Below are 26636 nucleotides of genomic sequence, written 5' to 3'. Positions count from 1 at the left end.
CTGCCAGGGCTGGCTGTGACGGCTTCCGCGGGGGAAGTCTGTCGCGCCGCGCGGCAAGGCCAGGCCAAGCCAGACCTTGTCCATATCAGGAGCAGACCATGGATCAGGCAGACCATCCGCAAAACCCGGGTCGCCGCGCTGTGCTGCGGGCCAGTGCGGCAAGCGGCGTGTTCTTCGCAGTCGGTCCCGGGCCGAGCCAGGCCGCATCGGGCCCGAGTGCGCCGGCGGCCGCCGTGCCAGTGCGGCCGCTCACGCTGCGTATCAATGGCGCGGAACACGCGGTCGAGCTGGACGTGCGCACGACCCTGCTGGACGCGCTGCGCAACCAGCTGGCCATGACTGGCACCAAGAAGGGCTGTGACCACGGCCAGTGCGGCGCCTGCACCGTGCTTGTGAACGGCCGCCGTATCAATGCGTGCCTGACGCTGGCGGTCATGCATGAAGGCGACGAGATCACCACCATCGAAGGCCTGGCCGACGGCGATGCGCTGCATCCGGTGCAATCCGCTTTTATCGCGCGCGATGCTTTCCAGTGCGGCTACTGTACGCCCGGGCAGATCTGCTCGGCCGTGGGGATGCTGGCCGAGGTTCGCGCCGGCTGGCCCAGCCATGCAAGCAGTGATGTTGCTGCGCGTGAGTTCCCGCTCGACGAGGCTGAGATACGCGAGCGCATGAGCGGCAACCTGTGCCGTTGCGCAGCCTATCCGAACATCGTCGCCGCCATCCGCGACGCTGCGCAAGGAGGACGTTCATGACCCCCTTCACCTACGAACGCGCGGAAGATCCGGCGCAAGCCGTGCAGGCCGTGGCCTCCCGGGCCGGCGCTCGCTTTGTTGGCGGCGGCACCAACCTGCTCGACCTGATGAAGCTGCGCATCGAGCAGCCGCGCCATCTGGTCGACCTCAGCCGCCTGCCGCTGGCAGCGATCGACGAGACGGCGGAGGGCGGGCTGCGCATCGGCGCACAGGTGCGCAACGGCGATCTGGCGGCCGATCCCCGCGTGCGGGCGCGCTATCCGCTGCTGTCGCAGGCGCTGCTCGCCGGTGCGTCGGGGCAGATCCGCAACAAGGCTTCGACCGCGGGCAACCTGTTGCAGCGTACGCGCTGCGCCTATTTCTACGACCCGCATATGCCCTGCAACAAGCGCACGCCCGGCAGCGGTTGCGCGGCGATGGAGGGCCACAACCGCATGAATGCCATCCTGGGCGCCAGCGATGCCTGCATCGCCGTGCACCCGTCGGACATGGCCGTGGCGATGGTGGCGCTGGATGCGCAGGTGCACACCGTATTGCCGCGGGGCGGCGGGCGCGTCATTGCCTTGCGCGAGCTGCACCGCTTGCCGGGCGCGACGCCACATATCGAAACCCAGCTCGGGCATGGCGAGATGATCGCCGCGGTCACCCTGCCGCCGCCGCCGCCCGGCCGGCAGCTATACCGCAAGGTGCGCGACCGTGCTTCGTATGCGTTTGCGCTGGTGTCGGTGGCGCTGGTGCTGGACCTGAGAGACGGCCGCGTGCAGGCGACGCGTATCGCGTTGGGCGGCGTGGCCCCGCGCCCCTGGCGGGCGGACGCCGCCGAGCAGGTGCTGGCCGGCAAATTGGCGGAAGCGCCAAGCTGGCGGGCGGCCGCTGATGCGGCACTGGCGGGCGCCCGCGGCCATGGCGGCAACGATTTCAAGATTCCGCTGGCCGCGCATACCTTGCGGCAGACCTTGACTGCCGCCGCGATGGCCGCCCCGAAGCGGGCATGACGCAGGCTGGTAATCCGATGCGCTGGTAGCCAGTGGGCTGCCCCGATGGCAATAGAGAGGGACAGAAAGCATGACGACGAATATGCAGGGTAGTGCTGGCAGGGGACCGGGCGCTCCGGTGGGCTTGCCTGTCGACCGGGTTGACGGCAGGCTGAAGGTGACAGGCCGCGCCACCTATGCCTACGAGCAGCGGGTGGCCGGCGCCGCGCCGCCGGCTTACGGCTATATCGTGGGCGCCACGGTCGCTCGCGGCCGCATCCTTGCCATCGATACCCGGCAAGCACGGCAGGCGCCCGGGGTGCTCCATGTGATGACGCATCTCAACGCGCCGGCGCAGCCGCCGTTCGGGCCATCGGTACCGCCCACACCGCGCGACGTGTTTACGCGCGCCCGGCCATACCTGGCATCGGACCACGTGCGCTATTACGACGAGCCGGTGGCGCTGGTCGTGGCGGAGACCTTCGAAGCGGCGCGCGCCGCCGCCGCGCTGGTGCAGGTGCGCTACCAGGCCGCGAAGGGTGAATTCGAGTTGGCGCCCAGGCTGGCCGAAGCCTACAAGCCACCGCGCACCAACGCGGGTTTTGCGCCCGACAGCGCGACGGGAGATTTCGAGAGTGCGTTTTCCCAGGCCGCTGTTGCGCTGGACGTGACATACGCCACGCCGTACCAGAGCCACAACCCGATGGAGCCGCACGCCACGATGGCGGTATGGTCGGATGCCGGGCTGACCGTCTATACCGGGACGCAGACCGTCAGCAATTTCCAGGCAGGGCTGGCTGCCACGCTGCGTATCCCGCCGGAACGCGTGCGCATCGTCAGCCCCTTCACCGGCGGCGGTTTTGGTGCCAAGCTGATCGTCCATGCCGACACCGTGCTGGCTGCGCTGGCAGCGCGCGAATTGCGGCGGCCCGTGAAGATCGCACTGACGCGCCAGCAAATGTACGCCAATGCCGGTCACCGCGCGGCCATGTCGCACCGTGTACGCCTGGGCGCGGACCGCGACGGCCGGCTCTCGGCGATGGCTTATGAAGTCTGGTCGGCCACCTGCCGGTTCGAGGAATTCTGCGAGCAGACCGCGGTGTTTGCTCGCGCGTTGTACGCCGCGCCCCACCGCACGACGCGCCACCGGCTGGTGCCGGTGGACCTGAATCGCGGCGAATGGATGCGTTCGCCAGGCGAGGCGCCAGGCATGCAGGCTTTCGAGTGCGCCATGGACGAACTGGCCGAACGCCTGGGGCTCGATCCCATCGAACTGCGCGTGCGCAACGAGCCCGGCCGCGAGCCCGAGACCGGCCTGCCTTATTCGACCCGAAACCTGGTGGACTGCATGCGCACTGGCGCCGGGCGCTTCGGCTGGCAGCGCCGACGGGCGGCGCCGCGCAGCGTGCGCGAGGGGCGCTGGCTGGTGGGCATGGGCATGGCGGCGGCAATACGGCCGAACTACCTCGGCGCCGCGGCGGCGCAGGTGGCCATGGACATTCGCGGGCGCGTCACGGTGCGCCTGGATATGACCGACATCGGCACCGGCACCTACACCATCCTGGCGCAGATCGCGGCCGAGAGCCTGGGCGTACCCCTGAACTGGGTGCGGGTCGAACTGGGGGACAGCCGGTTTCCTCGCACGGCGGGGTCTGGCGGGTCCTGGGGCGCGGCAAGCTCCGGTTCCGCGGTTGCTGATGCCTGCGGCCAGCTCAAGCGCCGGATAGTATCGGCCGCGCGCGGGCGGGACGGTGTGGCGCCGGCCGAAGGCGCCGCCACGGATGTGCGCTTCGCCAATGGCGCAATCACCTTGAACGGGCGGACGCAGCGCCTGGACGACCTGCTGCCGCGTGTCGCGCCCGGCGGACTGCAGGCGGAAGGCCGGGTGGCAGGCATGGACGAGGCGTACAAAGCGTACTCGCAGCATGCCTATGGCGCGCATTTCGCCGAGGTGGCCGTCGATGCCGATACCGGTGAAGTGCGCATGCGGCGCATGCTGGCTGTCATCGGGGCCGGCCGCATCCTGAATCCCAAGACGGCGCGCTCACAGATACTTGGCGGTATGGCGTGGGGCATCGGCGCGGCCCTGATGGAGCAGACGCTGCTGGATGCGCGATACGGCAATTTCATCAACCACGATCTTGCCGAATATCACGTGCCGGTCAACGTCGATGTGGCGCAGATGGACGTGGTGTTCCTGGAGGAACCCGACTTCAATGCCAACCCGCTGGGCGTCAAGGGGCTGGGGGAACTGGGCGTGTGCGGCGCGGGAGCAGCGGTGGCGAATGCGGTTTACAACGCCACCGGGGTGCGGGTGCGCGAGTTCCCGGTGACATTGGACAAGCTGCTTACCGGGCTGCAGGCTGCGGAACAGGGTGCATAGCGTCAGGGATGCCAGGTCGAGGGCTTTTCAATCTGCATGGCAGGCCGTTGGCTGCCTGCCATCGCATACGACAGCTTGTTCGCGGCGTCGACCACGGTCTGCGCCAGTTCCAGCAAGCGCTCCTCGCTGAGCCGTGAAGTCGGTCCGGAAATACACATCGAACCCAGCAGGCGCCAGTGCAATCCGAACACCGGTGCGGAGACGCTGGAGACTTCCGGCTCGCGCTCGCCGAGCGACAGGTGGAATCCGCGGCGCCGGATCATTTCATAAAGCTCGCCTGGCTCACCTGAGAACGCCAGGATGACCCGGCCGGGCGAGCCGCTGTCCAGTGGCAGTGCCGCGCCGATCCTGACGTGATGGCGGATGGCCTGCGGGCCTTCGACGCGGACGAGGCAGGTTCGCTGCCGGCCTTCGCGGACGTAGAACGAAGCGCTTTCACCGGTCTTGATCGTCAGTTCCCGCAGCACAGGCTCCACCACTTCCTGCACATTGAACGTTGCCTGGTAGCACGCGCCCAGCCAGCCCGCCGCGCGGCCGAGCCGCCAGCTGCCGTCTTCCTTCTGCACCAGGTAGTTGTCCGCCGCCAGCGTGCGGGCCAGCCGCAGCACCGTGGTCTTGTGGATGCCCGTGCGCCGGCTCAATTCGGCCAGCGACAGTTGCGGATCGTTGACTCCAAAGGCTTCCAGCACGCGCAAGGCGCGCGTCACAGCGATCACGGCATTTGGGCCTTCATCGCCTGATGAAGCGGTATATGTGTCACTTTTTGGGTTCATGGCACGAAATGCGGTGCACTGTGTGAAACGGCATTGTATGCCGTGAAACGACGCACCACAATCCGAATCACAACGAAACCAGATTCGGAGACACCCATGAAGGCAATATCCCGTCGCGGCGCTCTGGCCCTTGCAGGCCTCCTGATGGCATCCGCCACTGTCCATGCCGCGCCGCAGTATCCCGGCAAGCCGATCCGGGTCATCGTCCCGTTTCCCGCCGGCGGAGGCACCGACATCATCGCGCGGGAAGTGACCAATACCGTCGCCAAGGCGACCGGCTGGGTCTTTGTCGTAGAGAACAAGCCGGGCTCCGGCGGCAACCTGGGCGTGGACGCAACGGCCAAGGCGCCCGCCGATGGCTACACCATCGCCATGGGTCAGACCAGCAACCTGGCCATCAATCCCTCGCTGTACGAACGGCTGCCTTATGACCCGTTGAAGGATCTTGCGCCGATCAGCCTGGTGGCGTCCGCACCGCTGGTGCTGGTGACGCACGTCAACTCGCCATACAAGACGATGAAGGACGCGATCCAGTCCGCCAGGGCAAAGCCCGGATCGTTGAATTTTGCCTCGCCGGGCAATGGCACCGTTGCGCACCTGGGTGGCGAGCAACTGCAAGGTACCGCGAAAGTGAAGTTCACCCATGTGCCGTACAAGGGCGCCGCACAGGCGGTCAACGACCTGATGGGCGGGCAGGTCGACCTGTACATGGCGTCCGTGCCGACGCTGCTAGGGCATATCAAGAACAACAAGCTGCGGCCGCTTGCGGTGACGTCAGGGAAGCGCTTGCCAGACTTGCCCCAGGTGCCGACCGTTGCCGAGTCGGGCTATCCCGGCTTCGAGACGGCGACCTGGTTCGGCTTCGTCGCGCCTGCCGCGACACCGAAAGAAATCGTCGTGCGCCTGAATACCGAGTTCAACAAGGCGCTCCAGTCCCCGGCGCTCGCCAGGAAGCTGAACGAACAAGGCGCGTCGGTGCTGGGTGGCACGCCCGACGCATTCACGGCGCTGATCAAACAGGACATCGGACGCTGGGCCGCGGTCATCAAGACCTCCGGCACGAAGCTGGATTGACCGACCCGCGTATCCACCTATCCCTCTCAAATTGCTGGAGCTCTCCATGACTTTGCCCAACATCATCAAATCGTTCGATCGCGTGCCCGCCGACATCGTCGCCCGTGCCGCCAGATTCCAGCCTGCGATCCTGTCGGATGTCGGCGGACGGCGCGGCGCCTTGCACGGCCGGATCAAGGCCTTGCGTCCGACCATGAAAGTCGCCGGCCCGGCATTCACCGTGGAAGTCCGTCCGGGCGACAACCTGATGATCCATGCGGCACTGGCGCTTGCGCAGCCGGGCGATGTGCTGGTCGTGGACGGCAAGGGCGACCAGACCTCGGCGCTGATGGGAACCATCATGATGCATGCCGCCCGCCAGCGTGGCCTTGCCGGTGTCGTCATCGACGGCGCGGTCCGGGACAGCCTTGAGCTGGACGACATGCAGTTCCCGGTCTTTTCGGTGGGCACGAATCCCAATGGGCCGACCAAGGAAGTCGGCGGCCGCATCGGACATCCCATTTCCGTCGGGGGCGTGACGGTGAACCCGGGCGACTATATCTGTGGCGATGCCGATGGCCTGGTCGTGGTGGAGCGCGAGAAGATCGAAGCCCTGCTCGATGCCGCGGCGAAGAAGGAAGAGGCTGAAGCCGCGCGCATTGCCCAGATCAAGGAGGGCAACACCACCGCGCCCTGGCTGCTGGCATCGCTGGTGACCGCCGGCGTCCTCAAGGTGGGGGAAGCATTGTGATGAAGCGGCCGGTCATTATCGTCACGGGTGCGGACCTGGCACCGGAAGCCCTCGCGCTGCTCGGTGGCTATGAGGTTGTATTCGCCGGGAAGACGCCCCAGACCGCCGACCTGGTCGCACTGGCGGCGAAGCACAACCCTGTCGGCATCATCGTGCGCTACGGCTGCGTGACGGCAGAAGTCATGGACGCCGCCCCCGCCTTGCGCGTGATTTCGAAACACGGCACCGGCACCGACACCATCGACAAGGCCGCAGCCGAGGCGCGTGGTATCAAGGTGACCGCCGCCGCCGGGGCAAACGCCGCTGCCGTGGCGGAACACGCGCTGGCGCTGATGCTTGCGTGCGCCAAGTCGGTGGTGCAACTGGATGCGCGCATGCATGCCGGCCACTGGGACAAAGCCACGCACAAGAGCCTGGAATTGAACGGCCTCACCATCGGCCTCATTGGCCTCGGCGCGATCGGGCGACGGTTCGCCAGAATGTGCGATGCCATCGGCATGCGGGTGATCGGCTTCGATCCGTTTGCCGCGGACCTGCCGGACTATATCGAGGCTGTCCCGCTGGAAAGCATTTGGGACGGCTCGGATGTCATCTCGCTGCAATGCCCGTTGACGGCCGAGAACAGGGAAATGGTCAATGCCGGCACACTGGCACGGTGCAAGCGTGGCGTGATCCTTATCAACACCGCGCGCGGCGGGCTGATTGACGAAGCGGCGCTGCTGGAAGTCGTCCGCTCGGGCCACGTGGCTGCTGCCGGCCTGGATAGTTTTGCGCGCGAGCCGATGCAGGTGCCGCATAGTTTCCAGGGACAGCCGGGCTTCGTGCTCAGCCCGCATATCGGTGGCGTGACCAGTGCGGCCTACGTCAATATGGGTGTCGCAGCGGCGAACAATATCCTGGCGGTTCTGGACAAGCTGGCCGAGCCGGCGCTTGGACAGCACTAGCCCCAGTACCCCGATAAGAACGTTCGCTGAATGGAGACAACATGAAACACAAGCACGTCGGAGCTTCGCTGCTCCGTGCGCTGGCAATTGCCGTGCTCGCCGCCATGTCGATGGCGGTGCAAGCCCAGGGTTGGCCAGCCAAGCCGGTCAAGATCATCGTTCCTTACCCGCCTGGCGGCGCCGTGGACGCAGTCACCCGCAAGATGGCGCAGCGGCTCTCCGAGCAGACGGGGCGGAGCTTCTATGTCGAGAACAAGGCCGGCGCGACCGGAACGATCGGCTCGGCCCAGGTCGCACGCGCCGCGCCGGATGGCTACACGCTGCTCGCCAACGATACGACCTACGCGCTGTTGCCCCACATCTTCAAGTCGCTTCCTTTCGACCCGGCAAAGGACCTGCAACCCGTCGCGGCATACGTGTTCGCCCCGATGGGCGTGGTGGTCAAGGCTGACGGAAAGTACAAGACGCTGGCCGACCTGATTGCCGCGGCGAAGTCCGACGACAAGGTTTCCTACGGATCGGGCGGGCCAGGCTCGACGCCGCATTTCGCCAGCGAAGCCCTTGGCCTGGCCACCGGAACGCATTTCATGCACGTGCCATTCAAAGGCGCCGGCGAAGCAACCGTCGCGCTGCTGAGCGGTACCGTCGATTTCCAGATGGCTTCGATTCCGGGCGTGATCGGGCAGGTCAAGGGCAACAAGCTGGCGGTGCTGGCGGTCAGCGGCACGAAACGCCTGCCCGCGCTGGCCAGCGTGCCCACTTTTGCCGAGGCTGGTGTCAAGGGCTACGGTGTCACCAATTTCACCGGCTTGTGGGCGCCCAAGGGCACGCCCGCCGACGTGCTCGACCGCATGCAGAAGGAGGTCGGCAAGGCCATGGCCACGCCAGACATGCAGGCTTATGCTGAGAGTATCGGTGCCGAGCCGGGCTATTGGGATGCCGGAGCGTTCAGGACCGAAATGGCCGGCAGGACCGCATTCTGGGGGAAGGTTGCCCGTGGTACGGGGTTTCAGAAGCAGTAATGGGCGCACCGCCGCTAAAAGACAAACAACAGCGAACAACAGGTGTCGAGACATGTTCTTACTGAATTCACCGGTCATCCGCGAGGCAGCGTCGTATTCCAGCCTTCCTGCGCGCTATCGCCATCCGCGGCGAAGCGAATGGTCCAGGGCGAACCAGGGCGGTCGCGAGATCGATTCCTTCCTGGAAGGACCGGTCGTCGACGATGCCGGCAACCTGTACGTCACCGATATCCCCAATGGCCGGATCTTCAGGATCGACCAGAAGGGCGATTGGGATTTGGTTGCCGAATGGGACGGCGAGCCCAATGGAATGAAGTTCCTGGATCCGGGGAGTCTGTTGGTGCTGGTCACGGACTACCGCAACGGGCTGATGGAAGTCGACCTGCGCGCCGGCAGTGTCCGGCCGTACCTGTCACGCCGTAATACCGAAAGCTTCAAGGGCGTCAACGACCTGACGTTGGATTCGCAGGGCAACATCTACTTCACCGATCAGGGTCAAACGGGTTTGCATGACCCCAGCGGCCGGGTGTATCGCCTGACCCGGGCAGGGCGGCTCGAACTGCTGCTCGACAATGTGCCAAGCCCGAACGGCATCGTGCTGTCGCCAGACGAGCGCTTCCTGTTCGTCGCCGTCACCCGGGGCAACTGCGTGTGGCGCATGCCCTTGCAGGAGGACGGCAGCGTATCCAAGGTCGGGCAGTTCTTTACGTCATATGGTCCCAGCGGGCCGGACGGCCTCGCCATGGACGTCGATGGCCGCCTCCTTGTCGCCAATCCGGGACTTGCCTATGTCTGGGTGCTCAATCATCGCGCCGAGCCAGTCGAGGTGATCCGAGGGTCTCCCGGGCATTCGCTGACGAACGTTGCCTTTGGCGGAGCGGATCGAAGCACGCTTTACGTTACCGATTCCACTGCTGGCGAGATTCTCCAAATTGGCATGTCGGTGTCCGGCGTGAAGTCAGGCTGCTTGGTGAGGTGAGCCGGGCACGAGGGCGCACTTATTGGAGGACTGGCCTCGGCAACTAATGGTATGGCGTGTCGAGAGCGCCATTTCTCACTTTGGTTCGTTGCTTTCCCGCATACGTACTATCACCTAATGCTGCAATGCGACAATTCCTTTGCTACAATTCGGGAAAACCCCATAAGGGTAACCCCTAAAGGAAGGAAGCCATGAACACCCAATCCGACATCAAGCTGACCGATCAACTGGAACGTGACCTCATCGAGCGTGAGCTCGGCAAGCAAAGCCTGGGCTTCGTGCACGACGCCAAGCGCGCCATCGCCGCAGTGCAGGAAGTCATCGCCCGCCTGCAGTCGCAAGCCCGCAAGGCCAAGGTGGTCTACGCCAACGGCTAAGCAGTTTCCCAGCGGTATTGCAGTACCCGCGGCCCTTGGTGGCTGCGTTGTAGAACCGGCCAGACGCGCGCCCGCCACGGGCAAGACGGCGGCCGGTTTTGTTTTGCCTGCTCATTGATCCCATGCAGGCGGATATGCCTTGTGAGCAACTTTGACAAGGCTTGCCAGACCTTTTCATTTTGTCGCGGCGCAGCCGGAGGCTATCTTGGATGCCTTTGCAGAACCGTCCGCGACCATGCCCCCGCTTGTCATCGTGTGCCTGCTGATCACTTACGTGGTCTGGGGTACGACCTACCTGGCGATCCGCTTTACGCTGGAGAGCTTTCCGCCGCTGTTCATGACGGGTACGCGCTTTCTCTGCGCGGGCCTGCTGCTGACCGCCTGGCTGGCGTGGCGCGGCACGCCGATGCCGTCGTGGCGGCTGCTGCGCAACTGCGCGGTGCCGGCGCTGTTCCTGCTGGTAGGCGGCATGGGATTGACCGCGATTGCCGAGCAGACCATCTCGTCGGGCGCGACGACGGTCATGATCGGCTCGATGCCGATCTTTGCGCTGATCTGGGCAGCCTGCTTCGGCCAGCGACCGAAGTGGTACGAGTATTTGGCGATTGCGATCGGCAGCGCGGGCATCCTGGTGCTGACCGCCGGAGCGGAATTCCGCGTCAGCACGGGCGGCGTGGTGGCGCTGATGCTGGCGGTGGCAAGCTGGTCGTTCGGCTCGCAACTGGTGCGCCGGCTCGAACTGCCGCAGGGTGCGGCGGCCTTTGCCGCGGAGATGCTGATCGGCGGTGTGGTGCTGATGGGGCTTTCGGCGCTGCGGCAAGAGCCGTGGCCGGCGTCGCTGTCGTCAATCAGCGCGCAGGCCGGCTGGGCCTGGGTCTACCTGGTGGTGGCGGGTTCGCTGGTGGCGTTCTCTGCCTATATGTACCTGGTGGCCACGGTCAGCCAGACGCTGTCGGCGAGCTATGTCTACGTCAATCCGCCGGTGGCACTGGCGATGGGCGCCTGGCTGGGTGGGGAGCTGATCGCGCCGCAGACCCTGTATGCGGTGGTCTTGATTCTGCTGGCGCTGGCCGTGCTGAGCGTCGGCACGCTGCGCACGGCGCAGGCGGCTGCCTGACACCCTCAAGCCCGGAGGCTCAGCTGCCCGACTGTTCCTGGATCCAAAGCGACAGCCTCACCTTGTAGGCCTGCTGGATATGGCGCCGGGCGATCTGCTCGGCCTGCGCCGGATCCCGCTTTTCCAGGGCTTCGACCAGGGCGGTGTGCTCTTCATAGGAGCTGCGCGCGCGGCCGGGCACTGCCAGCGTGGTGCGCCCCAGCAGCGCCATCGATTCGTGCAGCGACCGCAGGTTCTTCAGCAGATAGCGATTGTGGGCGCAGCGGTGCAGGGTTTCGTGGAACAGCCGGTTGTTCTGCGCCAGCCGGTCCGGATCGTCGGCGAATGCCAGGTCGCGTTCGACGATATCGCGCAGCAGCGAAATCTCCACATCGGTGGCATGGCGCGCGGCCAGTGCCGCGGCAGTGCCTTCCAGCACCTCGCGCATCACATACAGCTCGCTGACCATGCTGGCGTCGAGCTGGGTCACCATCATGCCCCGGTTGGGCTCGTTGACCACCAGGCCTTCCGACTCCAGCCGCGACAGGGCTTCGCGCACCGGCGTGCGCGACAACCCCAGCGATTCCGCCAGTTCTACTTCGCGCAGCCGGGTACCGGGAGATAGCTGTCCCGCCTGGATGGCGGCGCGCAGTTGCTGGTAGGCGCGCTCCGAGCGCGGGAGCGATGCAGCCTGGCCGCCGTCGGCGGCACCGGCAAACTCTTGAGAAATCATGTGAGGCTGGCTGGTGCGGTTTGACTGTCGTAGCCAGCCATCATACCCGCTCAAGCGCGCCTGACATCACGGCGTCGCAATATCCTGCAAAGCGGCGCCTGGCTTGAACCCGCCCCTTCTTCATTGTGAAATGGGGTCTAAGCCTGGGGCGGGTGGTACTGGTACAGCCACGTCTCGGACAGCGGCTTGCCGTTCAGGCGCAGGAACAGGCGGATGTCGACCGGCCCCTTGCCGTCGGTGGCCAGGTCGAACTGGGCGCGCCAGTGGCCGGGCACGTTGTTGGGCACGGCTTCGGTGAAGACGTAGGAGAAGGTGCCGCGCGAAGCGGTCAGCACCGCTTCGGGCTTGACGCCGAACGGCAGCTTTTCCAGCGGCGCGCCCTTGAACTCGACCATGAACTTGCGCACGCCCTTGGGCCGCGGCTGCCCGGGCTGACCGCCGTTGCCCAGGCGCGTGGCCACGCAGCGCGCCAGCGGCGACGGGTTCGGTTCGTCGGCCTGCCAGTGCAGGCGATAGCGCAGGCGGTAGGTGGCGCCGGCCTTGGCGGGCGCCTTGGGGACCCACATGGCGACGATATTGTCGTGGATCTCGTCGTCGGTGCGCAGCTCGACCAGTTGCACGGCACCGGCGCCCCAGCCGTCGCGCGGCTCGACCCACAGGCTCGGACGGCGTTCGTAGTTGACGCCGTCCTGGTAGTGGTCGAACAGGCGGTCGCGCTGCAGCAGGCCGAAACCCTTGGGATTGTCGTCGGAGAATGCCGATGCCGTGGTCTGGGGCGGGTTATTGAGCGGGCGCCAGATATGCTCGCCGGCGCCGTTCCAGATAGCGAGGCCGTCGGAGTCGTGGACTTCAGGACGCCAGTCGGTGATGCCCTTGATGCTTTCCGAGAACCAGTACATCGAGGTCAGTGGCGCCAGTCCAAGCCGCGCTACGTCCTTGCGCAGGAACAGCGCGCATTCCACGTCCATGATCACGGCCTTGGCGCGCTGCATCACGAAGCGGTAGGCGCCGGAGATGCTGGGGCCGTCGAGCAGGGCGTAGACCGTGACGGTATCGCCGTTGCCTTCCGGGGTCTCGAACCAGAAATGGGTGAAGGCAGGGAATTCCTCGGACTTTCCTGCCTCGGCCACGTCGATGGCGATGCCGCGCGCCGACAGGCCGTACTGGTACAGGTCGCCGATGGCGCGGAAGTAAGAGGCGCCCAGGAAGGCGACCCAGTCGTTCTTGCGCCAGTCGCGCGTCTTCTGGTCGCCAAGGCGGCTTTCCTGGAAACGGAAGCCGGCGAAGCCGCTGCCAGGCGGCAACTTGTGCGCGGGGCTGTCGGCCGGCATGTCGAAGTAGGCATCGTCATAGACGATCTCGCGGGCGCGGCCGGCGCCGTCCTTGCCGCGCTCGATCACATGCATGCGCACCGGGGTGCGGAAGAAAGTGCCGAGATGGAAGAAGGTGACCGGGAACTGGCCCGGACCCTTGGCAAACAGCGCATCGTCGGTGCGGAATCGGATCTTGCCATGGGCATCGTAGTCGATGCGTGACAGCACGTCGGCAGGCGGCGAGGGCGGCGGGGCATAAGGCTTGGCAGCCAGGGCGCGCGCCCGCTCGATCAGGGCGTCGAAGCCGAACGGCTGGGCGTCGCCGAGCTTGATCCGGCTGGCTGCCAGCACCGATGGGGTAATGCCCAGCGCGGCCAGGGCAGCGGAGGCGGTGGCGGAGACCAGCAGGGTTCGGCGGTTCATCATATGGCGAAAGCGTCCTTTCTTGTCCGTGAGTTGAGCAGAACTCTAAAAGACGGCGTTTCCCGGGAAAAGTTCGGACACCGTCTGTTACAGCCTGCGGCGGCACATGCGTCACATCGTGGCGCCACTGCGCTCAATGGGGCTCGCCGCGCGCGCGACGCGCCTGGCGCCGCTGCCGCGCCAGCATGTTCAGCCCTTCCACCGCGGCCGAGAACGCCATCGCCGTATAGATATAGCCCTTGGGCACATGATGGCCGAGCCCTTCGGCGACCAGCGTCATGCCGATCATCATCAGGAATGCCAGCGCCAGCATCACGATGGTCGGGTTGCGGTTGATGAAGTTCGCCAGCGGCGTGGCGGCGAACAGCATCGCCAACACCGCGGCGATCACCGCGACGAACATGATCTGGACATGCTCGGTCATGCCGACCGCCGTAATGATGCTGTCGATCGAGAACACCAGGTCCAGCAGCAGGATCTGGCCGATCGCGGCAGCAAAGCTGTGCACCACCTTGCCGGTGCCATTGTCTTCGCCTTCCTGGTCCACGGTGACGTGGTGATGGATTTCGCGGGTGGCCTTCCACACCAGGAAGGCACCGCCGGCGATGAGGATGATGTCGCGCCACGACAGCCCCTGGCCAAGGATCGTGAAGACCGGTTCGGTCAGCTTGACGATGATGGCGATGGTGGCCAGCAAGCCAAGTCGCATCAGCAGCGCCAGCGTGATGCCGATCTTGCGCGCCTTTTCGCGCATCTCTATGGGCAGCTTGTTGGTCAGGATCGAAATGAAGATCAGGTTATCGATCCCCAGCACGATTTCCATGGCCACCAAGGTGGCCAGCGCCGCCCAAGCGGCGGGATCCTGCAGCAATGCCAGCGACGATTCCATGAATGGGCTCCGGTGTCAGTCAGCAACCGGCGCCCGGGCATCGTTCCAGGCGCACGAGGCAACATGTTAGCGCAGCGCCGCTTGCCCAAATGTGTCCGCAAAGATAAAGGTTGTTTTGCATCTAAGTGGAATATAGTATGTGATATATCAAAAGATCCAATTCGAGCCATCAAGGAGACAGCAAATGAAAGTGTGTATCTACGGCGCAGGCGCCATCGGCGGCTATGTCGGGGCGCAGCTTGCGCGCGCGGGGGCCGATGTCAGCTTCGTCGCGCGCGGCCCGCACCTGGCGGCGATGCAGGAACACGGGGTCCGGCTGCTGATCGACGGCGAGGAACGTGCGGCGCGGGTGCGCTGCACCAGCGATCCGCGCGAACTGGGGCCGCAGGACTATGTCTTCATTACGCTGAAGGCGCACTCGGTGCCCGGCGTGGTCGACCTGATCCAGCCGCTGCTGGGGCCGGAAACCGCGATCGTGACCGGCGTCAATGGCATTCCTTACTGGTATTTCTACAAGCACGGTGGCGAGCTGGCCGGATCGACGCTGGAAAGCGTCGATCCGGCCGGCCGGCAATGGCGCGGCTTCGGCCCCGAGCGGGCGATTGGCTGCGTGGTCTATCCCGCCGCCGAGATTGTTGCGCCCGGCGTGATCAAGCATGTGTATGGCAAGAAGTTTCCGCTCGGCGAGCCGGACGGCAGCCGTTCGACCCGTGTGACCCGGCTCAGCGAACTGATGATGGCGGCCGACCTCGAGGCGCCGGTGCGCGACAACATCCGCGACGAAATCTGGCTGAAGCTGTGGGGCAACCTTTGCTTCAACCCGATCAGCGCGTTGACCCATGCCACGCTCGATGTCATTACCTCTGACCCGGCCACGCGCGCGCTGTCACGCCAGATGATGGTGGAGGCGCAGGGCATTGCCGAGCGCTTCGGGGTCAAGTTCCGCGTCGATGTGGAGCGGCGCATCGACGGCGCGGGTGCGGTGGGCGCGCACAAGACCTCGATGTTGCAGGACCTGGAGGCGGGGCGGGCCATGGAAATCGATCCACTGCTCACCGTGGTGCAGGAAATGGGCCGGCTGGTCGGGCAGCCGACGCCGATGTGCAATGCCGTGCTGGGTTTGATCAAACAGCGCGACTCGATGGCGAAGCTTGCGGCGTAGCCGCCGGCGGGGGTGGATGACGGGAGAGGCCACGGGTTTGGCCCTCCCGCTGCGAGAGCGGGCGGCGCCAATGTTGCGACTGGCCCGCTTTTGGGCAAGAAATGGCAAGACGATTGTGATATACCATATACGACAGACCGCACGCTGACGGTGCCGATGCATGATCGCAACGTATTGCTTGATGCATTTTCGTAATGAGTCGGGCGTTTTGCTAAGCTGTGCGGAAATGTGGCGGGCAGCCATCCCGGCCGCCGCGCCGCGGGTCTCACACGAGCATATTCCATGTCTGCGCAACCACAATCCATCGTCCAGCCCAACGGGCTGACCTTGTCCGTGCAACCGATCAACGCCGGCGCCAGCCTGCGCGACCAGGCCTACGCCATGCTGCGGCAGGCCATCGCCGACGCCGACATCTACCAGTCGCACGACGAGATCCGGCTCGACGAAAGGGTGCTGAGCGAAGCCATGGGCGTCAGCCGCACGCCGATCCGCGAAGCCATGACGCTGCTCGAGCAGGAAGGCTTCCTGCGCACCGTGCCGCGCCGGGGCATCTACATCATGCGCAAGACCAAGCGCGAGATTGTCGAGATGATCCAGATGTGGGCGGCGCTGGAGAGCATGGCCGCGCGGCTGGCCACGCAGAATGCCAGCGACCAGGAAATCGCCCAGCTGCGCCGCATGTTCGACAGCTTCCGCGATTCCACGCCGGCAGAACATATCGAAGAGTATTCCGACGCCAATATCGCGTTCCACCAGGCGATTGTGCAGCTGTCCAGGTCGCAGATCATCATGGACACGATCCGCAATATCTTTATCCACGTGCGCGCCATCCGGAAGATGACGATCTCGCAGAGCGACCGGGCGGCCAGGTCGATCGTGGATCACCTGCGTATTATCGAAGCGCTGGAAAAGCGCGATACCGAGCTGGCCGAGCGGCTGGTACGGCAGCACTCGCTGGACCTCGCGGACTACGTGGAGAAACACTGCGACTTCCTCGACTGAGGCGGGCGGGGCAGGGCAACAAACGGCGGACTTCGGTCCGCCGTTTTTGTTTGATGCTTGACGTGTGCCCCATTTCGCCAGATGGTATGTGATATATCAATGTGGGAATTCAGCGCTAGTGCCTGAGGCACGGTTTGCATCAAGCGCCTCATTCTCCGCTTATGCTGCGCCGCATCGTCGATATTTCTGCAGCATTCACCAAACTTCCCTTGCTCTCTTATGATATATCACATACCGTATGTCATCAGAAGAGACAAAATCAGCATTGAATCCATCTAAAAGTAAAAAACCATCGCCCGAGGAGACTTTCGCAATGGAAACCAAGGCACTGCAAGGTGTGCGCATCCTGGACATGACCCACGTCCAGGCAGGCCCCTCGGCCACGCAGTTGATGGCGTGGCTGGGTGCGGACGTGATCAAGGTGGAGATGCCCGGCCGCGGCGACATTACCCGCGGCCAGCTGCGCGACGTGCCCAACGCCGACAGCCTGTACTTCACCATGCTCAACTCCAACAAGCGCAGCCTGACGCTCAACATGAAGACGCCCGAAGGCAAGGCGCTGCTCGAAGACCTGGTCCAGCGCAGCGATGTGCTGATCGAGAATTTCGGGCCCGGCGTGCTGGCGCGTGCCGGCTTCGACTGGGAGCACCTGCAGGACCTGAACCCGCGGCTGGTCTATGCCTCGATCAAGGGCTTCGGCCCGGGGCCCTATGCCGACTGCAAGGCGTATGAGAACGTGGCGCAGTGCATGGGCGGCTCGGCCTCGACCACCGGCGATGCCGAGGGCGTGCCGACCGTGACCGGCGCGCAGATCGGCGACTCGGGCACCGGCATCCATTGCGTGGTCGGCATCCTGGCCGCGCTGCTGCAGCGCGAGCACACCGGCCGCGGCCAGCGCGTGGAGGTGGCGATGCAGGATGCGGTGCTGAACCTGTGCCGCGTCAAGCTGCGCGACCAGCAGCGCCTGGACAACGGCCCGCTGCGCGAATACCCGAACGAGCAATTCGGCGACCACGTGCCGCGCGCCGGCAATGCCTCGGGCGGCGGCCAGCCGGGCGCGGCGCTGCGCTGCGCGCCGGGCGGCCCCAACGACTATGTTTACGTCATCATCCAGCCGCAGGGCTGGGAGCCGCTGATGCGCCTGTGCGGCCGCGAGGACCTGATCACCGACCCGGACTACGCCACCCCGGAAGCACGCCTCAAGCACCTGGCCGACTGCTTCGCCGTGATCGAGAAATGGACCAGCAAGGTCAGCAAGTTCGAGGTGATGGCCGCGCTCAACGAGGTGGATGTACCGTGCGGCCCGATCCTGTCGATGAAGGACCTGATCGAGGACCAGTCGCTGTACCAGCGCGGCTATCTGGTCGAACTGGAGCATCCGCAGCGCGGCAACTACGTGCAGCTGGGTTGCCCGATCACGATGTCGGCGTCTCCAGTGCAGGTGGAGCGCTCGCCGCTGCTGGGCGAGCATACCGACGAAATCCTCGAATGGCTGGGCCGCACGCCCGCGCAGATCTCGGCGATGAAGCTGGCCGGGGCGGTATGACGCACCTGGCCTGAGGGGCGCTTGCCGGCGCCCGTCGTCTCCGCAACGGCGAGGGCGACGAGCGCGGCAGGCCGGCCCCTGCCGACATTCCTCATTCTTCCGCGATCAAATCCTGCAACCGATATCGGCGCAGGCAGGGCCCGCCTTTGCCTGCGCAAGGAGTATTGCCGTGCAAACCTGGATACGCTTTCGCCGCGCCGACGGCAGCATCGGCCACGGCCGCCTCGACGGCCCCGACCAAAATCGCGTGGTCGAATACGATCGCGACGGCTTCAGTCATCCCGCACCCACCGGCGCCGTGCACGAACTCGCCGCGCTGACGCTGGTCGCGCCCTGCGAGCCCGGCAAGGTCGTGGCGCTGTGGAACAACTTCCATGCGCTCGCCCGCAAACTGGAAAAACCGGTGCCCACGCACCCGCTGTTCCTGATCAAGCCCGCATCGTCGCTGGCCGGCCCCAACGACGCCGTGCAGCGCCCGAAGAGCTACGAAGGCAAGATCGTCTACGAGGGCGAGCTTGGCATCGTCATTGGCAAGAAGGCACGCAACGTGTCGGTGGCGGAGGCCGGCGCCCACATCTTTGGCTACACGATCGTCAACGACGTGACCGCGGCCGAGCTGATCACCGCCGATCCCAATTTTCCGCAATGGACGCGCGCCAAGGGCTTTGACACGTTCGGCTGCATCGGCCCGGCCATCGTCACCGGTTTTGACTGGCGTGCCGCCAGCGTGGTGACGCGGCTCGACGGCGTGGAGCGGCAGAACTACCCGCTGTCGGACATGATCTTCTCGCCGGAAGAGCAGGTCAGCCGCATCTCGCAGGACCTGACGCTGATGCCCGGCGACGTGATTGCGGTCGGCACCTCGCTGGGCGTGGGGTCGATGAAGGACGGCGCCGTGGTGGAGGTGTCGATCGCGGGCATCGGCTCGCTGGTCAACCACGTGCGTGGCTGAGCGCGACCAAACCAACCCAACCAAACTCGATGACGGTGAATGCCATGCCAATGACGATCGGTGTGCCCCGCGAGGTCCATCCGGGCGAGCGGCGCGTTGCCGCTACCCCGGACTCGGTCAAGGAACTGCTCAAGCTCGGCTACCAGGTTGCGGTAGAAACCGGCGCGGGCCGGGAGGCTTCGTTCTCGGACGATGACTACCGCGCGGCCGGTGCCGCCATCGTCGATGCGGCGAGCCTGTGGGCGTCGGTCGACGTGGTGGTCAAGGTGCGCCCGCCGCAGGTCCACCCCAGCCTGGGCGTGGAAGAGGCGGCGCTGCTGAAAAAGCATGCCACGCTGATCGGCTTTGTCTGGCCGGCGCAGCAGATGGCGCTGCTGGAGCGGCTGGCGCAGCGCGGCGCCACGGTGCTGGCAATGGACTGCGTGCCGCGCATCTCGCGCGCGCAGAAGCTGGATGCGCTCAGCTCGATGGCCAATATGGCGGGCTACCGCGCGGTGATCGAAGCCGCGCATGCCTTCGGCAGGCCCTTTGCCGGCCAGATCACGGCCGCGGGCAAGATCCCGCCGGCGCGCGTGCTGGTGATCGGCGCGGGCGTGGCGGGGCTGGCGGCGATCGGCGCGGCGCGCAGCCTGGGCGCGGTGGTGCGGGCCTTCGATACGCGGCCGGTGGTGCGCCAGCAGATCGAGAGCCTCGGCGCCGAGTTCCTGACCGTCGAGATCGAAGAGGACGGCAGCGGCAGCGGCGGCTATGCCAAGGAGATGAGCCCCGCCTTCATCGAGGCGGAGATGCGCCTCTTCGCGGAGCAGGCGCGCGAGGTGGACATCATCATCACCACCGCGCTGATCCCGGGCAAGCCGGCACCGAAGCTGCTGGAACCCGAGACCGTCGGGCTCATGCGCTCTGGCAGCGTGGTGGTGGACCTGGCCGCCGAGCAGGGCGGTAACTGCGTGCTCACCGTGCCGGGCGAAAGCGTGCGCCGCGACGGCGTGACGATCATCGGCTATACCGACCTGCCGAGCCGGATGGCGGCGCAGTCGAGCCAGCTCTACGCCACCAATATCCGCCACCTGCTGACCGAGCTGACGCCGGGCAAGGACGGGCAGCTCGTGGTCAACATGGACGACGAGATGATCCGCGGCGCCACGGTGCAGCACCAGGGCGTGGTGACCTGGCCGCCGCCGCCGCTGACGGTGGCGATACCGCAGCAGCAGGCGCCCGCCGCCGCGTCGCCACCGGTGCAGGCGGAAGCCGCCCCGCCGCCGAACCGCACCGGCGTGACGCTCGCCGTGCTCGCGGTGGCGGCGATCGGCTTGCTGGCCCTCGGGGCGGTGGCGCCGCCCGCCTTCATGGCGCACTTCACCGTATTCGTGCTGGCGATCTTCGTTGGCTACCAGGTGGTGTGGAACGTCACCGCCGCGCTGCATACGCCGCTGATGAGCGTGACCAATGCCATCAGCGGGATCATCGTGGTGGGGGCGCTGGTGCAACTGGGCAAGCCGTCGTTGCTGACGGCGGTGATCGCGGGCTGCGCGGTGCTGGTTGCGACCATCAATATCGCCGGCGGCTTCCTGGTTACGCAGCGCATGCTGAAGATGTTCCAGCGCGACTGAACACAAGGGCAAAGGAGATCGAGCCATGCCTTCCGGAATCAGCAATATCGCTTACCTTGGCGCCAGCGCGCTGTTCATCCTCAGCCTGAGCGGGCTGAGCCATCCTGCCACCGCCAAACGCGGCAACCTGTTCGGCATCGCCGGCATGGTGATCGCGGTGGTGACCACCGTGCTGGCCGGCACGCCCGATGGCGCCGCCATCATCATCGGCGCGATGCTGGTGGGCGGCATCGCCGGCGCGGTGCTGGCCAAGCGCGTGGAGATGACGCAGATGCCGCAGCTGGTGGCGGTGCTGCACAGCTTCGTCGGCCTGGCCGCGGTACTGGTCGGCTACGCCAACTACCTCGAACCGACCACGCTGGCCGGCGCGGAGAAGGCGATCCATGAGGTCGAGACCTACCTTGGCATCCTGATCGGCGCGGTCACCTTTACCGGGTCGATCATCGCCTTCCTCAAGCTGCAGGGCACCATGGGCGGCAAGCCGATGCTGCTGCCGGGTCGCCACGTGCTCAACGCCGGCGCGCTGGTGGTGTGCGTGTGGCTGGGCTATGCCTTCCTCAGCGCGCCGGATCCGCAGCAGGGGCTGGTGCCGCTGGCCGCGATGACGGTGATCGCGCTGCTGGTCGGCGCGCACCTGGTGCTGGCCATCGGCGGTGCCGACATGCCGGTGGTGGTGTCGATGCTGAACAGCTACTCCGGCTGGGCGGCGGCTGCAACCGGCTTCATGCTGGGCAACGATCTGCTGATCATCACCGGAGCGCTGGTGGGATCAAGCGGCGCCATCCTCAGCTACATCATGTGCAAGGCGATGAACCGCAAGTTCCTGTCGGTGATCCTGGGCGGCTTTGGCGCGGTGCAGGCGCAGGGCGCTGCGGCGGAGCAGGGCGAGGTGCTGCCGGTGTCGAGCGAGGAAGTCAGCAGCCTGCTCAAGGATGCCAACGAGGTCATCATCGTGCCGGGCTACGGCATGGCGGTGGCGCAGGCGCAGGGCACCATCAGCGAGATCGCGCGGCGGTTGCGTGCGCAGGGCGTCAACGTCCGCTTCGGCATCCACCCGGTGGCTGGCCGCTTGCCGGGGCACATGAACGTGCTGCTGGCCGAGGCGCGCGTACCGTACGACATCGTGCTGGAAATGGAAGAGATCAACGACGACTTCGAGAGGGCCGACGTGGTGCTGGTGGTCGGCGCCAATGACATCGTCAACCCCGGTGCGCTGGAGGACCCCGCCAGTCCGATTGCCGGCATGCCGGTACTGGAGGTGTGGAAGGCCAAGACCGTGGTGGTGTCCAAGCGCAGCATGGCGGCGGGCTACGCGGGGGTCGACAACCCGCTGTTCTACAAGGACAACACGCGGATGTGGTTCGGCGATGCCAAGGGCAGTGTCGATGCGTTGCTGCGGCAACTGGAGGAAACGCCGGCGTAGGGGTTTTCCAAGGGGGGCGGGATGCAACAGGTGGTCCACGATGGCATCCCTGCACCCGAATTTCATGACAGTTCCGCGATATATAAGCGGTCATGAATAGATACGATAAAAAAACTTTAAGCCAAGACTAATTAAGCTTCAGTTAGCATCAATCCAAGGATTCATGTGCCGTAAAGGCCAGGCACAGTGATTAGGCTGGGCACTGATGCATTGAAGTTTTTGGAGGCTGGCGCTTGCGCCAGGCCGTCAGGCGAAAGCGCCTGCGGGCAGGCATGAGAACCTCGCAAGGCATTTCTGAGGGGCCTCAAAGTGCCTGAAAATTTGGTATGTAATATATCTATTGGCTGAGCACCGAAGCGCGTTTAGCTGGCGGATGGAACTCCTGAATCTCTGCAAAAGAGGAATGAATTGCACAGATTAAGGAGTTACGCTGATTTGACCGGAGATAGAAACCGATTTGCTGCGGTGCACTGACGAAAGTTCGTCGCAGAGTAGGAAAATAGCTTGCCGTTATCTGATATATCACATACCGTATGTCATCAAGACCGGTCGAACGAACCGGCAGAGGTTGAAGCAAGGGGACAGCCCCCGCGCATCACGAACACGAGTCCAAGAGGAGACCAAGCATGTCCAAAGTCGTAGCGAAGCGGGCCGAGACACCACCGCGGAAGACACCCTGAAGTAGAAGAAATCCAACCCCAGTCAATTCGTATAGAAGGAAGCAACCATGGCAGAAGTTGGAAACGAGCTGCAGCGTCACGCCGCGGAAGAACATCAGGCACAAACCGATGGTTTTCATCTGGTCATCGACGCGCTAAAGCTGAACGGCATCGAAAACATCTACGGCCTGCCCGGCATTCCGGTCACCGATCTGGCTCGGCTGGCGCAGGCCAACGGCATGCGCGTCATCAGCTTCCGTCACGAGCAGAACGCAGGCAACGCAGCTGCGATTGCCGGCTTTCTCACGCAAAAGCCGGGCGTTTGCCTGACCGTGTCTGCGCCCGGCTTCCTGAACGGGCTGACGGCACTGGCGCATGCGACCACCAACTGCTTCCCGATGATCCTGATCAGCGGCTCGAGCGAGCGCGAGATCGTCGATTTGCAGCAGGGTGACTACGAAGAGATGGACCAGCTGGCCATCGCCCGTCCGCACGCCAAGGCTGCCTTCCGCGTGCTGCACGCTGAAGACATTGGTGTCGGTATCGCGCGTGCCATTCGTGCCGCCGTGTCGGGCCGTCCGGGCGGTGTGTACCTGGACCTGCCGGCCAAGCTGCTGGGCCAGTCGATGGAAGCCGAGAAGGGCCGCAAGTCGCTGATCAAGGTGGTGGATCCGGCCCCGCGGCAACTGCCTGCACCGGACTCGATCGACCGTGCCGTCGCGCTGCTGAAGAACGCCAAGCGTCCGTTGATCCTGCTGGGCAAGGGTGCCGCGTACGCGCGCGCCGAAGCGGATATCCGCACGCTGGTCGAGAAGACGGGCATTCCGTACCTGCCGATGTCGATGGCCAAGGGCCTGCTGCCCGATACGCACCCGCAATCGGCCTCGGCCGCACGCTCGTATGTGCTGGCTGAAGCCGACGTGGTGTTGCTGGTCGGCGCCCGCCTGAACTGGCTGCTGTCGCACGGCAAGGGCAAGACCTGGGGCAAGCCGAAGCAATTCATCCAGATCGACATCGCGGCGACCGAGATGGACAGCAACGTCGCCATCGCCGCTCCGGTAGTGGGTGACATTGGTTCGTGCGTGTCGGCGTTGCTCGACAAGATCGGCAACGACTTTGCCAAGCCGGGCGCCGAGTGGCTGAACGCGGTGGCTGACCGCAGGGACACGAACCTGGCGAAGATGGCCGAGACCCTGGTCAAGGCCAGGGATGCGTCGCCGATGAACTTCCACGGCGCGCTGGGCGTACTGAAGGATGTCGTCAAGGCCAACCCGGGCATCTCGTTCGTCAACGAAGGCGCTAACACGCTGGACTACGCCCGTGCCGTGATCGACATGTACGAGCCGCGCAAGCGACTGGACGTGGGCACCTGGGGCGTGATGGGCGTGGGCATGGGCTACGCGGTCGCCGCGGCGGTCGAGACCAGCAAGCCGGTGCTGGCGTTGTGCGGTGACAGTGCGTTTGGTTTCTCGGGCATGGAAGTCGAGACGATCTGTCGTTACAACCTGCCGGTCTGCATCGTCATTTTCAACAACAACGGCGTCTACAAGGGCATCGACGTGAATCCGACCGGCGGCAAGGATCCGGCGGTCACGACGTTCGTTCCCGGCGCGCGCTACGACAAGATGATGGAAGCGTTCGGTGGTGTCGGTGCCAACGTCACCACACCGGCGGAACTCGAAGCCGCGGTGAACGAAGCCCTGCGGTCGGGCAAGCCCACGCTGGTCAATGCCGTCATCGACCCGGCTGCTGGCACCGAAAGCGGTCGCCTGACCAATCTGAATCCGCAAAGCTCGGCCAAGAAGTAATCGACCCGAATTTCACCCCCTAATCCAATAGGAGACGAAAGTGAACCTCCCACTCAACGGCATCAAGATCATCGACTTCACGCACGTCCAGGCCGGTCCCGCGTGCACGCAGCTGCTGGCGTGGTTCGGCGCAGACGTCATCAAGGTGGAACGCCCCGGTTCCGGCGATGTCACGCGCACGCAGCTGCGCGATATCCCCGATGTCGACGCGCTGTACTTCACCATGCTCAACAGCAACAAGCGTTCGCTCACGCTGGATACGAAGAAGCCGGATGGCAAGAAGATCCTGGAGCAGCTGATCCGCGAGTCGGACGTGCTGGTCGAGAACTTCGGCCCGGGCGCGCTGGACCGCATGGGCTTCTCGTGGGAGCGCATCAACGAGCTGAACCCGAAGATGATCGTGGCTTCGGTCAAGGGCTTCAGCGACGGTCACCATTACGAAGACCTGAAGGTCTATGAGAACGTGGCGCAGTGCGCGGGCGGCGCGGCGTCGACCACCGGCTTCTGGGACGGCCCGCCGACGGTGTCCGCCGCGGCGCTGGGCGATTCCAACACCGGCATGCACCTGGCCATCGGCATCCTGACCGCACTGATCGGCCGCGACAAGACCGGCAAGGGCCAGAAGGTGGCGGTGTCGATGCAGGACGCTGTGCTGAACCTGTGCCGCGTCAAGCTGCGCGACCAGCAGCGCCTGGACCGCCTGGGCTTCCTGGAAGAGTACCCGCAATACCCGCATGGCAGCTTCAGCGACGTGGTGCCGCGCGGCGGCAACGCTGGCGGCGGCGGCCAGCCCGGCTGGGTGCTGAAGTGCAAGGGCTGGGAGACCGACCCCAACGCCTATATCTACTTCACCATCCAGGGCCACGCGTGGGAGCCGATCTGCAAGGCCCTGGGCAAGCCGGAATGGATCGACGATCCCAACTACAGCACCGCCAAGGCACGCCAGCCGCATATCTTCGATATCTTCAAGACCATCGAGGACTGGCTCGCCGACAAGACGAAGTACGAGGCGGTCGACATCCTGCGCAAGCACGATATCCCGTGCTCGCCGGTGCTGTCGATGAAAGAGATCGCCGCGGATCCGTCGCTGCGCGCCAGCGGCAGCATCACCGAGGTGCCGCACAAGGAGCGCGGTACTTACCTGACGGTGGGCAGCCCGATCAAGTTCTCCGACCTCAAGCCGGAAATCACGGGTTCGCCGCTGCTGGGCGAGCATAGTGAAGAAGTGCTGGCCGGCCTGGGCTACGGTGCGGACGACATCAAGCGCCTGCGCGAGTCCCAGGTGATCTGACGCCGCCTGCCCGGCACATGTGCCGGGGCGTACGCCGGGGCCGCGCCAACTGCGCCGCCCCGGCATTTTTGCTTGCAGCGTGGCCCCGTGCCGCGCTACCTTGATGGCAACATACCCCAACCGGCAATGACCGACAGAGAGGGAATCCCCATGCCAGAACCCATCGACTACGCGCAACTGGTGTCCGCCATCGGCGACGCCATCATCATCTCCGACGCCAAGGGCGCCATCACGCTCTGGAACCCCGCCGCCGAGCGCATGTTCGGCTACACCCAGGCCGAGGCCATGGGCCAGTCGCTCGATCTGATCATTCCCGAACGGTTGCGCGGGCGCCATTGGGAAGGCTATGACAAGACCATGGCCACCGGCATCACGCGCTACGGCCATGACCTGCTCAAGGTGCCCGCGGTCGACAAGGACGGCAAGGTCCTGTCGATCGCCTTTACCGTGGCGCTGCTCAAGGATGACGCGGGGACCATCACCGGCATCGTCGCCCTGATCCGCGATGAGACCGTGCGCTTCCAGGAAGAGCGGGCGTTGAAGAAGCGGCTGGTCGAACTGGAGAGCCAGGTCAAGGAGCAGGCCTGATTCGCCGGGCCAAGCGTTTTTACCGCCGGTCTGCGCCCCTCTCTCCATAGATGGGAGAGGGGGGATTTTCGCGTTCTCCGCACCAGAATCGCCGCATCTTACGACGATCAGCGCGTAAGTTTTGCAATCG

General features: G+C 65.2%; 23 protein-coding genes. 19 read left to right on the top strand and 4 right to left on the bottom strand.

Annotated elements, in window-relative coordinates; all coding sequences use genetic code 11:
• The first annotated feature begins 98 nt into the window (after window positions 1-98).
• The 3 genes from ACIP1U_RS25115 to ACIP1U_RS25105 all read left to right on the top strand — a co-directional run bounded on the left by ACIP1U_RS25115 (window position 99) and on the right by ACIP1U_RS25105 (window position 4112).
• Complete coding sequence (locus tag ACIP1U_RS25115) at window positions 99-755, top strand: 2Fe-2S iron-sulfur cluster-binding protein (RefSeq protein ID WP_400320824.1); 657 nt, start codon at window positions 99-101, stop codon at window positions 753-755.
• Window positions 752-1750, top strand: coding sequence for an FAD binding domain-containing protein (locus tag ACIP1U_RS25110; RefSeq protein ID WP_400320821.1), 999 nt, complete (start codon window positions 752-754; stop codon window positions 1748-1750). The genes ACIP1U_RS25115 and ACIP1U_RS25110 overlap by 4 nt, the downstream gene beginning before the upstream one ends.
• Window positions 1751-1820: 70 nt before the next feature.
• Window positions 1821-4112 (top strand): molybdopterin cofactor-binding domain-containing protein, encoded by a 2292-nt coding sequence (locus tag ACIP1U_RS25105; RefSeq protein WP_400320818.1) that lies wholly within the window; start codon window positions 1821-1823, stop codon window positions 4110-4112.
• Window positions 4113-4114: 2 nt separating this feature from the next.
• On the opposite strand, the gene ACIP1U_RS25100 is transcribed toward ACIP1U_RS25105, so the two are convergent.
• The gene (locus ACIP1U_RS25100) at window positions 4115-4885 is read right to left on the bottom strand and encodes an IclR family transcriptional regulator (RefSeq protein WP_400320816.1); all 771 of its coding nucleotides are present in this window, start codon (window positions 4883-4885) and stop codon (window positions 4115-4117) included.
• A 96-nt stretch (window positions 4886-4981) separates the two neighbouring features.
• Between ACIP1U_RS25100 and ACIP1U_RS25095 the strand changes: the two genes are divergently transcribed.
• The 7 genes from ACIP1U_RS25095 (at window position 4982) to ACIP1U_RS25065 (ending at window position 11128) form a co-directional block, all read left to right on the top strand.
• The gene (locus tag ACIP1U_RS25095; protein WP_400320813.1) at window positions 4982-5959 is read left to right on the top strand and encodes a Bug family tripartite tricarboxylate transporter substrate binding protein; all 978 of its coding nucleotides are present in this window, start codon (window positions 4982-4984) and stop codon (window positions 5957-5959) included.
• Between the two features lie 46 nt (window positions 5960-6005).
• Window positions 6006-6689 carry an RraA family protein gene (locus tag ACIP1U_RS25090; protein WP_400320811.1) on the top strand — a complete coding sequence of 228 codons (684 nt, stop codon included), beginning with the start codon at window positions 6006-6008 and terminating at the stop codon, window positions 6687-6689.
• On the top strand, window positions 6689-7633 hold the full coding sequence (locus tag ACIP1U_RS25085) for an NAD(P)-dependent oxidoreductase (protein ID WP_400320808.1): 945 nt from the start codon (window positions 6689-6691) through the stop codon (window positions 7631-7633). The genes ACIP1U_RS25090 and ACIP1U_RS25085 overlap by 1 nt, the downstream gene beginning before the upstream one ends.
• A 41-nt stretch (window positions 7634-7674) precedes the next feature.
• On the top strand, window positions 7675-8655 hold the full coding sequence (locus ACIP1U_RS25080; protein WP_400320805.1) for a Bug family tripartite tricarboxylate transporter substrate binding protein: 981 nt from the start codon (window positions 7675-7677) through the stop codon (window positions 8653-8655).
• Window positions 8656-8707: 52 nt separating this feature from the next.
• Window positions 8708-9634, top strand: coding sequence for an SMP-30/gluconolactonase/LRE family protein (locus tag ACIP1U_RS25075; RefSeq protein ID WP_400320802.1), 927 nt, complete (start codon window positions 8708-8710; stop codon window positions 9632-9634).
• A gap of 191 nt (window positions 9635-9825) precedes the next feature.
• Complete coding sequence (locus ACIP1U_RS25070) at window positions 9826-10011, top strand: hypothetical protein (protein ID WP_135702917.1); 186 nt, start codon at window positions 9826-9828, stop codon at window positions 10009-10011.
• Window positions 10012-10246: 235 nt separating this feature from the next.
• Window positions 10247-11128: an EamA family transporter gene (locus ACIP1U_RS25065; RefSeq protein WP_400320799.1), complete on the top strand. Its 882-nt coding sequence runs from the start codon at window positions 10247-10249 to the stop codon at window positions 11126-11128.
• A 19-nt stretch (window positions 11129-11147) separates the two neighbouring features.
• Here the strand turns inward: ACIP1U_RS25065 and ACIP1U_RS25060 are convergent, their stop codons facing one another.
• From ACIP1U_RS25060 to ACIP1U_RS25050, 3 genes are all read right to left on the bottom strand, one after another.
• The gene (locus ACIP1U_RS25060) at window positions 11148-11840 is read right to left on the bottom strand and encodes a GntR family transcriptional regulator (protein WP_029047007.1); all 693 of its coding nucleotides are present in this window, start codon (window positions 11838-11840) and stop codon (window positions 11148-11150) included.
• Between the two features lie 137 nt (window positions 11841-11977).
• The gene (locus tag ACIP1U_RS25055; RefSeq protein ID WP_400320796.1) at window positions 11978-13579 is read right to left on the bottom strand and encodes a glucan biosynthesis protein; all 1602 of its coding nucleotides are present in this window, start codon (window positions 13577-13579) and stop codon (window positions 11978-11980) included.
• Between the two features lie 130 nt (window positions 13580-13709).
• On the bottom strand, window positions 13710-14465 hold the full coding sequence (locus ACIP1U_RS25050) for a TerC family protein (RefSeq protein ID WP_400320793.1): 756 nt from the start codon (window positions 14463-14465) through the stop codon (window positions 13710-13712).
• Between the two features lie 184 nt (window positions 14466-14649).
• Here ACIP1U_RS25050 and ACIP1U_RS25045 point away from each other — a divergent pair, with 184 nt between their 5' ends.
• The 9 genes from ACIP1U_RS25045 to ACIP1U_RS25005 all read left to right on the top strand — a co-directional run bounded on the left by ACIP1U_RS25045 (window position 14650) and on the right by ACIP1U_RS25005 (window position 26506).
• Window positions 14650-15627 (top strand): 2-dehydropantoate 2-reductase, encoded by a 978-nt coding sequence (locus ACIP1U_RS25045; RefSeq protein WP_400320790.1) that lies wholly within the window; start codon window positions 14650-14652, stop codon window positions 15625-15627.
• Window positions 15628-15909: 282 nt separating this feature from the next.
• Window positions 15910-16629 (top strand): GntR family transcriptional regulator, encoded by a 720-nt coding sequence (locus ACIP1U_RS25040; protein ID WP_400320787.1) that lies wholly within the window; start codon window positions 15910-15912, stop codon window positions 16627-16629.
• Window positions 16630-16942: 313 nt separating this feature from the next.
• A complete protein-coding gene (frc, locus tag ACIP1U_RS25035; protein ID WP_400320784.1) occupies window positions 16943-18175 on the top strand; it encodes a formyl-CoA transferase in 1233 nt (410 codons plus the stop codon).
• A gap of 169 nt (window positions 18176-18344) precedes the next feature.
• Entirely contained in the window at window positions 18345-19127 is a 783-nt protein-coding gene (locus ACIP1U_RS25030) for a fumarylacetoacetate hydrolase family protein (RefSeq protein ID WP_400320781.1), read from the top strand.
• Between the two features lie 44 nt (window positions 19128-19171).
• Entirely contained in the window at window positions 19172-20737 is a 1566-nt protein-coding gene (locus tag ACIP1U_RS25025; protein WP_400320778.1) for a Re/Si-specific NAD(P)(+) transhydrogenase subunit alpha, read from the top strand.
• A 25-nt stretch (window positions 20738-20762) separates the two neighbouring features.
• A complete protein-coding gene (gene pntB, locus ACIP1U_RS25020) occupies window positions 20763-22160 on the top strand; it encodes a Re/Si-specific NAD(P)(+) transhydrogenase subunit beta (RefSeq protein WP_400320776.1) in 1398 nt (465 codons plus the stop codon).
• Window positions 22161-22887: 727 nt separating this feature from the next.
• Complete coding sequence (gene oxc, locus ACIP1U_RS25015; protein ID WP_400320774.1) at window positions 22888-24627, top strand: oxalyl-CoA decarboxylase; 1740 nt, start codon at window positions 22888-22890, stop codon at window positions 24625-24627.
• Between the two features lie 40 nt (window positions 24628-24667).
• Entirely contained in the window at window positions 24668-25918 is a 1251-nt protein-coding gene (frc, locus tag ACIP1U_RS25010; protein ID WP_400320771.1) for a formyl-CoA transferase, read from the top strand.
• Between the two features lie 150 nt (window positions 25919-26068).
• A complete protein-coding gene (locus ACIP1U_RS25005; RefSeq protein WP_400320768.1) occupies window positions 26069-26506 on the top strand; it encodes a PAS domain-containing protein in 438 nt (145 codons plus the stop codon).
• Window positions 26507-26636 lie beyond the last annotated feature (130 nt).

It is taken from the genome of Cupriavidus sp. NPDC089707 (assembly GCF_044748965.1).
Taxonomy (GTDB): Bacteria; Pseudomonadota; Gammaproteobacteria; order Burkholderiales; family Burkholderiaceae; genus Cupriavidus.
This window is presented reverse-complemented; position numbering and strand designations above follow the sequence as displayed.

Coding starts and splice junctions, on each gene's coding strand:
- ACIP1U_RS25110 (WP_400320821.1), top strand. CDS start 752: ATGACCCCCTTCACCTACGAACGCGCGGAAGATCCGGCGCAAGCCGTG.
- frc (WP_400320784.1), top strand. CDS start 16,943: ATGGAAACCAAGGCACTGCAAGGTGTGCGCATCCTGGACATGACCCAC.
- oxc (WP_400320774.1), top strand. CDS start 22,888: ATGGCAGAAGTTGGAAACGAGCTGCAGCGTCACGCCGCGGAAGAACAT.
- ACIP1U_RS25105 (WP_400320818.1), top strand. CDS start 1,821: ATGACGACGAATATGCAGGGTAGTGCTGGCAGGGGACCGGGCGCTCCG.
- ACIP1U_RS25050 (WP_400320793.1), bottom strand. CDS start 14,465: ATGGAATCGTCGCTGGCATTGCTGCAGGATCCCGCCGCTTGGGCGGCG.
- ACIP1U_RS25095 (WP_400320813.1), top strand. CDS start 4,982: ATGAAGGCAATATCCCGTCGCGGCGCTCTGGCCCTTGCAGGCCTCCTG.
- ACIP1U_RS25005 (WP_400320768.1), top strand. CDS start 26,069: ATGCCAGAACCCATCGACTACGCGCAACTGGTGTCCGCCATCGGCGAC.
- ACIP1U_RS25025 (WP_400320778.1), top strand. CDS start 19,172: ATGCCAATGACGATCGGTGTGCCCCGCGAGGTCCATCCGGGCGAGCGG.
- ACIP1U_RS25065 (WP_400320799.1), top strand. CDS start 10,247: ATGCCCCCGCTTGTCATCGTGTGCCTGCTGATCACTTACGTGGTCTGG.
- ACIP1U_RS25040 (WP_400320787.1), top strand. CDS start 15,910: ATGTCTGCGCAACCACAATCCATCGTCCAGCCCAACGGGCTGACCTTG.
- pntB (WP_400320776.1), top strand. CDS start 20,763: ATGCCTTCCGGAATCAGCAATATCGCTTACCTTGGCGCCAGCGCGCTG.
- ACIP1U_RS25045 (WP_400320790.1), top strand. CDS start 14,650: ATGAAAGTGTGTATCTACGGCGCAGGCGCCATCGGCGGCTATGTCGGG.
- ACIP1U_RS25100 (WP_400320816.1), bottom strand. CDS start 4,885: ATGAACCCAAAAAGTGACACATATACCGCTTCATCAGGCGATGAAGGC.
- ACIP1U_RS25115 (WP_400320824.1), top strand. CDS start 99: ATGGATCAGGCAGACCATCCGCAAAACCCGGGTCGCCGCGCTGTGCTG.
- ACIP1U_RS25075 (WP_400320802.1), top strand. CDS start 8,708: ATGTTCTTACTGAATTCACCGGTCATCCGCGAGGCAGCGTCGTATTCC.
- ACIP1U_RS25090 (WP_400320811.1), top strand. CDS start 6,006: ATGACTTTGCCCAACATCATCAAATCGTTCGATCGCGTGCCCGCCGAC.
- ACIP1U_RS25055 (WP_400320796.1), bottom strand. CDS start 13,579: ATGATGAACCGCCGAACCCTGCTGGTCTCCGCCACCGCCTCCGCTGCC.
- ACIP1U_RS25080 (WP_400320805.1), top strand. CDS start 7,675: ATGAAACACAAGCACGTCGGAGCTTCGCTGCTCCGTGCGCTGGCAATT.
- ACIP1U_RS25085 (WP_400320808.1), top strand. CDS start 6,689: ATGAAGCGGCCGGTCATTATCGTCACGGGTGCGGACCTGGCACCGGAA.
- ACIP1U_RS25060 (WP_029047007.1), bottom strand. CDS start 11,840: ATGATTTCTCAAGAGTTTGCCGGTGCCGCCGACGGCGGCCAGGCTGCA.
- ACIP1U_RS25070 (WP_135702917.1), top strand. CDS start 9,826: ATGAACACCCAATCCGACATCAAGCTGACCGATCAACTGGAACGTGAC.